Below are 1,215 nucleotides of genomic sequence, written 5' to 3'. Positions count from 1 at the left end.
GCCGGGACGTCCGGCGGCAGTTCCACCAGCGCCCTCGGCACCGGGACCGCCCTCCAGACCTCCCGTACGGCCGCCGCCAGCTCCGCCCCGGGACGCCCGCACACCACCATCACGCTCGCCTCCGCCGCCGACGCCGCCACCGGCCAGCCACGGCGGTCCGCCTCCGCCTCGGCCAGCAGCCGCGCGCCCGTCCCGTACGGGCAGGCGACGAGGAGCACCCGGGGCCGCAGCGCCGCCTGCCGCAGCAGCCACCCCCTCAGGCCCACCGGAACGCCCCTTCCCGCCACGCGTACAGGACGCCGACCAGCAGCAGCCCCAGGAAGGCGAACATCTCCACCACCGCCGGCAGCCCCACCTCGGCCACCACGAGGGCCCACGGGTACATGAAGACCATCTCCATGTCGAAGGCGAGGAAGACCAGCGTCACGGCGTACCACCGGACGTGGAAGCGGGACACCGCGTGCTCCCGGGGCCGCGCCCCGGACAGGAACGGCCCCACCCGCGCGACTCCGCAGGGCGACAGGGCCAGGGAGGCCAGGTACACCGCGGCGACCCCGGCGGCGAGCAGCGCCACGAGCCCCAGCACAGCGCCCACCGCTCTCACCTGCCGCAGAGCCCGAAGATCAGATCACCTGCCCCTCACGGTAGCAACCGGAGTCCGACTTCCCCGCGACCGACATCCCCCCTTACCAGCACGAACGCGGCCGGGCAGGCGACCGGAGGATCAGTGCTTGAGGCCGAGAGAGGTGACCAGGTCGCGCATCTCGTCGTCGTAGACGGCGGCCGGGTCGTGGACGAGGCCGCGCAGGTGGCCGTAGATCTCCAGGGCGACGAGCCCGTGCATGCGGCCCCACACCCGCAGCGTCACCGCGATGGCCGCCGGCGGCAGGCCCGGGAAGTCCTCCCGGACGTGGGCGACCAGGGCGGGGTCGAAGTCGTCCCAGGTGTAGGCGCCGCCCCCGGACGCGCGCTCCCGGGCCGCCGGCCAGGCCGCGGCGACCAGCCCGACGATGCCGGCGCAGGCGCGCGCTTCGGCCTCCTTGCCCGGACCTTCTTCGGGCGGACGGTAGCCCGGCACGGGGTCACCGTAGACCAGCCGGAAGCCCTCGGGGTTGGCCAGCGCCCACTCGCGCATGGCCCGGGCCCAGGCCAGGATCCGCCCGCCCGGATCGTTCTCCGGCACCGCGTCGCGGGCGGCCTCGGCCGCGTCGACGG

At 75.6% G+C, this 1,215-nt stretch carries 2 protein-coding genes and 1 pseudogene; all 3 read right to left on the bottom strand.

What is annotated here, in order from left to right; translation table 11 throughout:
- Nucleotides 1-266, bottom strand: a pseudogene (locus ACWCSD_RS52805) (hypothetical protein); the annotation flags it as partial.
- On the bottom strand, nucleotides 257-595 hold the full coding sequence (locus ACWCSD_RS52800) for an NADH-quinone oxidoreductase subunit A (RefSeq protein ID WP_449927558.1): 339 nt from the start codon (nucleotides 593-595) through the stop codon (nucleotides 257-259). The gene ACWCSD_RS52800 and the pseudogene ACWCSD_RS52805, both read right to left, overlap by 10 nt.
- Before the next feature lie 129 nt (nucleotides 596-724).
- On the bottom strand, nucleotides 725-1,215 hold a 491-nt coding region (locus tag ACWCSD_RS52795; protein WP_449927555.1), incomplete at its 5' end, for a TetR-like C-terminal domain-containing protein.

It is taken from the genome of Nonomuraea sp. NPDC001684, from assembly GCF_053596515.1.
The sequence above is the reverse complement of the archived record's forward strand: the minus strand, read 5'-3'. Positions and strand labels throughout refer to the sequence as shown.